The 6,452-nt window shown below is 68.7% G+C and carries 6 protein-coding genes and 1 pseudogene; all 7 read right to left on the reverse strand.

All coding sequences use genetic code 11. The annotated features are described in order from the left end of the window. A pseudogene (locus AC2W7G_RS07300) lies at positions 1 to 521 on the reverse strand (hypothetical protein); the annotation flags it as partial. Between the two features lie 345 nt (positions 522 to 866). Then, positions 867 to 1,649 carry an MFS transporter gene (locus tag AC2W7G_RS07305; protein ID WP_485867849.1) on the reverse strand — a complete coding sequence of 261 codons (783 nt, stop codon included), beginning with the start codon at positions 1,647 to 1,649 and terminating at the stop codon, positions 867 to 869. A 193-nt stretch (positions 1,650 to 1,842) separates the two neighbouring features. Next, the gene (tuf, locus tag AC2W7G_RS07310) at positions 1,843 to 3,036 is read right to left on the reverse strand and encodes an elongation factor Tu (protein ID WP_485867850.1); all 1,194 of its coding nucleotides are present in this window, start codon (positions 3,034 to 3,036) and stop codon (positions 1,843 to 1,845) included. 90 nt (positions 3,037 to 3,126) lie between these two features. After that, positions 3,127 to 5,238, reverse strand: coding sequence for an elongation factor G (gene fusA, locus AC2W7G_RS07315; protein WP_485867851.1), 2,112 nt, complete (start codon positions 5,236 to 5,238; stop codon positions 3,127 to 3,129). Between the two features lie 85 nt (positions 5,239 to 5,323). Beyond that, positions 5,324 to 5,794 carry a 30S ribosomal protein S7 gene (gene rpsG, locus AC2W7G_RS07320; protein WP_485867852.1) on the reverse strand — a complete coding sequence of 157 codons (471 nt, stop codon included), beginning with the start codon at positions 5,792 to 5,794 and terminating at the stop codon, positions 5,324 to 5,326. Further along, positions 5,794 to 6,168 (reverse strand): 30S ribosomal protein S12, encoded by a 375-nt coding sequence (gene rpsL, locus AC2W7G_RS07325; RefSeq protein ID WP_019143662.1) that lies wholly within the window; start codon positions 6,166 to 6,168, stop codon positions 5,794 to 5,796. The genes rpsG and rpsL overlap by 1 nt, the downstream gene beginning before the upstream one ends. A 135-nt stretch (positions 6,169 to 6,303) precedes the next feature. After that, positions 6,304 to 6,452: hypothetical protein (locus AC2W7G_RS07330; protein WP_485867853.1), on the reverse strand; the 149-nt coding region annotated here is incomplete at its 5' end.

Here is a 6,452-nt window from a genome sequence, read left to right on the forward strand (position 1 = left end):
CTGCTGGTGCCGTTCGTCGACATGCTGCTGGCCGTCGTGCGCCGCACCCGGGCCGGGCGTTCGCCGTTCAGCCCGGACAAGATGCACCTGCACCACCGGCTGCTGGAGATCGGCCACTCGCCCGCCCTCGCCATGGCGGCGCCGCGCCGCAGGTAGACGGCCCACGCGACGACCGCGCACACGACGTAGAACCCGGTGAAGACCACGAACGCGGTCTGCACCGCCTCGATCGGGTCGCTCACCCACGGCGAGCCGAACGTGATCGGGATGAGGAAGCCGCCGATCGCACCCACCGCCCCGGCGAGCCCGATGACGGCCGAGGCCTCCTTGACCGCGCGAGACCGGGCGGCGGCGCGCGCCGGCGTGCCGGCCTCCGTGCCGGCGTCGGCGTACGAGCGCCAGATCGCCGGGATCATCCGATAGGTCGACCCGTTGCCGGCGCCGGCCGCAGCGAACACGACGAGGAAGGCGAGCAGGAACCAGCCGAACAGCCCCGTGTTGTGGTCGACCGCCGCCACCACGTCCGGCGCGTACGTGAACGCGGCCGGGTCCACCCCGGCGGTCGGCTGGGCCGGGACCGGCTCGAGCGCGCGCAGCGTGGCCAGGACGCCGAGGGTCCCGGCGACCGATGAGCGCGAAGCAGCCGACGGTCACCCGGGCCCCGCCCAGCCGGTCGGCCAGCCAGCCCCCGAGCGGCCGGGCCACCGACCCGACCAAGGCGCCCAGGAACGCGAAGTAGGCGAAGTTGACGCCGATGCCGTCGACGCCGGGGACGGGCTGGTTCCAGAAGTTGAGCTTGATGAGCAGCGGCATCGCCGCGGAGTAGCCGATGAACGAGCCGAACGTGCCGACGTACAGGAACGACATCACCCAGGTGTGCCGGTAGCGGACGACCGACAGTTGCTCGCGCACGGTGGACCGGGCGCTGCGCAGGTTGTCCATGCCGGCCCAGGCACCGACCGCGGCGACGACGGCCAGGCCCGCGTACAGCAGGCCGGCCCGCTCGAGGTGGATGCCGGACTCGGCCGCCTCGACCAGCCCGAACAGGCCTGCGCCGCCGACCACGACGGGCAGGAACAGCTGGATGATCGCCACGCCCAGGTTCGCCGCGGCGCGTTGAGCCCCAGCGCGGCGCCCTTGCGCTCGGCCGGGTAGAAGAAGTTGATGTTGGCCATGGAGGAGGCGAAGTTGCCCCCGCCCAGCCCCGCCGTCGCCGCGACGAGCACCAGCACCCAGTAGGGGGTGCCCGGGCGCTGGACGACCACGACGAACAGCAGCGTCGGGACGAGCAGCAGCACCGCGCTCGCGATCGTCCAGTTGCGTCCGCCGAACCGCGGGACGGCGAACGTGTAGGGCACCCGCAGCAGCGACCCGACCAGGTTCGGCACGGCCAGCAGCCAGAACAGCTGCTGCGCGCTCAGGTCGAACCCGGCGCCGGCCATCATGGCCGCGCTCACGCTCCACAGCAGCCACACCGAGAAGCCGAGGTGCTCGGCGAAGATCGACCAGGCCAGGTTGCGCCGGGCGACCCGCTGGCCGGTGTGCGCCCAGAAGGCGGGGTCCTCGGGCTCCCAGTGCTCGATCCAGCGTCCGTGCCGTCGCGTCTGCGTCGTCCGGTCCGGCGCGATCTGGCGTACGTCGGTCGTCATCGCCGCTCCCCTGTGCGGGCCGGCCCGGTGCCGGCGCTCGGCACGAGGCTAGGAACGCGATGTTTCGCCCGACGACGTCCGCCGGTGCGCTCCGGTGACGATCCGCTCACACCGGAGCGGCGGCGACCGTGAGCACGACGAAGCCCCCCGGACCGTGAGGTCCAGGGGGCTCCGTACGAGCTACGTCAGCAGATCACTTGAGGATCTTGGTGACACGGCCGGCGCCGACGGTGCGGCCGCCCTCGCGGATGGCGAAGCGCAGGCCCTCCTCCATGGCGATGGGCTGGATGAGCTTGACGCTCATCTCGGTGTTGTCGCCGGGCATGACCATCTCGGTGCCCTCGGGCAGCGTGACGACGCCGGTGACGTCCGTCGTGCGGAAGTAGAACTGCGGACGGTAGTTGTTGAAGAACGGCGTGTGACGGCCACCCTCGTCCTTGGACAGGATGTAGACCTGGCCCTCGAACTCGGTGTGGGGCGTCGTGGTGCCGGGCGCGATGATGACCATGCCGCGCTCGACGTCCTCGCGCTTCGTGCCACGAAGCAGGAGGCCCACGTTCTCGCCGGCCTGGCCCTCGTCGAGCAGCTTGCGGAACATCTCGATGCCGGTGACGGTCGTCGTCTGCTTCTCCTCGCGGATGCCGACGATCTCGACGGTCTCGTTCACCTTGATGATGCCGCGCTCGATGCGGCCGGTGATGACGGTGCCACGACCGGTGATCGTGAAGACGTCCTCGACGGGCATGAGGAACGGCTTGTCCGTCTCACGGGGCGGCAGCGGGATGTACTCGTCCACCGCGTTCATGAGGTTGAGGATCGACTCGGCCCACTTCTCGTCGCCCTGCAGCGCCGGGAAGGCGGCCACGGGGACGACCGGGACGTTGTCGCCGTCGAACTCCTGCTCGTTGAGCAGCTCGCGGACCTCGAGCTCGACGAGCTCCAGGATCTCCTCGTCGTCGACCATGTCGCACTTGTTGAGCGCGACGACCATCGCGGGGACGCCGACCTGGCGGGCCAGGAGGACGTGCTCACGGGTCTGCGGCATCGGGCCGTCGGTGGCGGCGACCACGAGGATCGCGCCGTCCATCTGAGCCGCGCCGGTGATCATGTTCTTGACGTAGTCGGCGTGACCGGGGCAGTCGACGTGCGCGTAGTGGCGGTTCTCGGTCTGGTACTCGACGTGCGAGATCGAGATCGTGATGCCGCGCTGACGCTCCTCGGGAGCCTTGTCGATCTGGTCGAACGCCGAGGCCTCGTTGAGGTCCGGGTACTTGTCGTGCAGCACCTTGGTGATCGCCGCGGTCAGCGTCGTCTTGCCGTGGTCGATGTGACCGATGGTGCCGATGTTCATGTGCGGCTTGGTCCGCTCGAACTTCGCCTTAGCCACTGTGGGCTCCTCCTGGGATTGTTGTTGCTGTTAAACGCCGTCGGGTACCGCGTACGGACACCTCGGGCCACCTTAACGGACGGACCGTGGTTACTCGCCGCGGGCCTTCTTGATGATCTCTTCGGCCACGGCCTTCGGGACCTCGGCGTAGGAGTCGAACTGCATCGAGTACGAGGCACGGCCGGAGGTCTTGGACCTCAGGTCGCCCACGTAGCCGAACATCTCGGACAGGGGCACGAGCGCCTTGACCAGCTTGGCGCCGCCGTAGCCCTCCTCCATGGCCTGGACCTGGCCACGGCGGGAGTTGAGGTCGCCGATCACGTCGCCCATGTAGTCCTCGGGCGTCGTGACCTCGACGGCGAACATGGGCTCGAGCAGGACCGGGTTGGCCTTGCGCGCCGCCTCCTTGAACGCCATGTTGCCGGCCAGCTTGAACGCGAGCTCGCTGGAGTCGACGTCGTGGTAGGCGCCGTCCTCGAGGGTGAACTTGACGTCCACCATCGGGTAGCCGGCGAGGACGCCGAACTCCATGGCGCTCTGCGCACCGGCGTCGACCGAGGGGATGTACTCCTTCGGGACGCGGCCGCCGGTGACCTCGTTGACGAACTCGTAGCCGCCCTCGCCACCGAAGTCGGGGCCGTTGGGGGCCACGCCGATGACGACCTTGGCGAACTGGCCCGAACCACCGGTCTGCTTCTTGTGCGTGTAGCTGTGACCGGTGACGGTGCCCTTGATGGTCTCGCGGTACGCGACCTGGGGCTTGCCGACGTTCGCCTCGACGCGGAACTCGCGCTTCATGCGGTCGACCAGGATGTCGAGGTGGAGCTCGCCCATGCCGGCGATGATCGTCTGACCCGTCTCCTCGTCCGTGTGGACCTGGAACGTCGGGTCCTCCTCGGCGAGCTTCTGGATCGCGACGCCCAGCTTCTCCTGGTCGCTCTTGGTCTTGGGCTCGATGGCGACCTGGATGACCGGGTCGGGGAAGGTCATCGACTCCAGGACGATCGGGTTGGCCGCGTCGGCCAGCGTCTCGCCGGTGGTCGTGTCCTTGAGGCCCATGACGGCCACGATCTGGCCGGCGCCGACCGACGCGATCTCCTCACGCTTGTTGGCGTGCATCTGGTAGACCTTGCCGATGCGCTCCTTGCGCCCCTTGGTCACGTTGAGCACCTGCGTGCCGGCCTCGAGGCGACCCGAGTAGACGCGGACGAAGGTCAGCTTGCCCAGGTGCGGGTCGGTGGCGATCTTGAACGCCAGGCCCGAGAAGGGCGCCTCGTCGGAGGGCTCGCGAGTGTCCTCGACCGACTCGTCCTTGGCGCTGTGACCCTTGACCGCGCCGACGTCGATCGGCGAGGGCAGGAAGTCGACGACCGCGTCGAGCAGGGGCTGGACGCCCTTGTTCTTGAACGCGGTGCCGCACAGGACCGGGTTGAGCTTGGTGCCGAGCGTGGCGCGACGGATCGCGGCCTTGAGCTCGTCGACCGAGATGTCCTCGCCCTCGAGGTACTTCTCGGCGATCTCGTCGTCGACGTCGGACAGCGTCTCCAGGAGCGCCTCGCGACCCTCGGCCGCGGCGTCGGCCAGGTCGGCCGGGATCTCCTCGACGGCGTAGTCCTCGCCGATCGCGGTCTCGCCGCGCCAGACGAGGGCGCGCATGCCGACCAGGTCGACGACGCCGATGAAGTCCGACTCGGCGCCGATCGGCAGCTGCAGGACGAGCGGCGTGGCGCCGAGGCGCTCACGGATCGTCTTGACGCAGAAGTCGAAGGACGCGCCGGTGCGGTCGAGCTTGTTGACGAAGCACATGCGCGGGACGCCGTACTTGTCGGCCTGACGCCAGACGGTCTCGGACTGCGGCTCGACACCGGCGACGCCGTCGAACACCGCGACCGCGCCGTCGAGGACGCGCAGCGAGCGCTCGACCTCGACGGTGAAGTCGACGTGACCGGGGGTGTCGATGATGTTGATCTGGTGGTTCTTCCACCAGCAGGTCGTCGCGGCGGACGTGATGGTGATGCCGCGCTCCTGCTCCTGCTCCATCCAGTCCATCGTGGCGCCGCCCTCGTGGACCTCACCGATCTTGTACGTGATGCCGGTGTAGAAGAGGATGCGCTCGGTCGTGGTGGTCTTGCCGGCATCGATGTGCGCCATGATGCCGATGTTGCGGACCCGCTTCAGGTCGGTGGTGATGTCGGTTGCCACGTGGCGTCAGTTCCTTCGAAAGTCTGATGTCAGGTCTGGGAAGTCCAGCGGGCGTCTCGCGAGCGGGACTCCCCGATGACTCGACTTACCAGCGGTAGTGGGCGAAGGCGCGGTTGGCCTCGGCCATCTTGTGCGTGTCCTCACGCTTCTTGACCGAGCCGCCGAGGCCGTTGCTGGCGTCGAGGAGCTCGTTCATGAGGCGCTCGGCCATCGTCTTCTCGCGACGCTCGGTCGAGTACTTGACCAGCCAGCGCAGGGCGAGCGTGGTCTGGCGCGAGGCGCGGACCTCGATCGGGACCTGGTACGTGGCACCGCCGACGCGGCGGCTCTTGACCTCGAGGGTCGGCTTCACGTTGTCGAGTGCGCGCTTCAGCGTGATGACCGGGTCGGTGCCGGTCTTCTCGCGGGTGCCCTCCAGGGCGGTGTAGACGATGCGCTGCGCGACCTGCTTCTTGCCGTCGAGCAGGATCTTGTTGATCAGCTGGGTGACCAGCTGGCTCCCGTAGACCGGATCGGTCTCGATGGGACGCTTCGGGGCGGGACCCTTGCGCGGCATCAGCTCTTCTCCTTCTTCGCGCCGTAACGGCTGCGAGCCTGCTTGCGGCCCTTGACACCCTGGGTGTCGAGGGAGCCGCGGATGATCTTGTAACGGACACCCGGGAGGTCCTTCACGCGGCCGCCGCGGACGAGGACGATCGAGTGCTCCTGCAGGTTGTGACCCTCACCGGGGATGTACGCGGTGACCTCGGTGCCGCTCGAGAGGCGGACACGTGCAACCTTGCGCAGCGCGGAGTTCGGCTTCTTGGGGGTCGTGGTGTACACGCGAGTGCAGACACCGCGACGCTGAGGCGAACCCTTGAGGGCCGGCGTGTTGGTCTTGACCACCTTGCTCTGGCGGCCCTTGCGAACCAACTGGTTGATCGTGGGCACTACGAACTTCCTTCTGCAGAATGGATGTTGCCTGGAGGGCGCGGGCCCTCGAAGTGGGCACGCACGTCGGCCCGAAGATTTCGGGCACGGTCTCAAAGACTACCGGGTGGGGTCTGGCCGGTCAAAATCGCCCCGTCAAGCGTGACACGCCGGGACGCCGTGCCGGTCACAGGCCGAGCGGACGGCCAGCAGCGCGGCCGCCGCGTCGCCCTCGACGTCCAGGCGTCCGGCGTCGACGCGGCCCCACAGCGCGAGATAGAGGTCGGCGGCGGTGCCGCGGACGA

It is taken from the genome of Aeromicrobium sp. PFPM2_SD2 (genome assembly GCF_057364525.1).

What these genes read in the sequence shown, in the direction of transcription:
- rpsG (WP_485867852.1), bottom strand. Translation starts at nt 5,794, where the DNA reads ATGCCGCGCAAGGGTCCCGCCCCGAAGCGTCCCATCGAGACCGATCCG.
- AC2W7G_RS07305 (WP_485867849.1), bottom strand. Translation starts at nt 1,649, where the DNA reads ATGACGACCGACGTACGCCAGATCGCGCCGGACCGGACGACGCAGACG.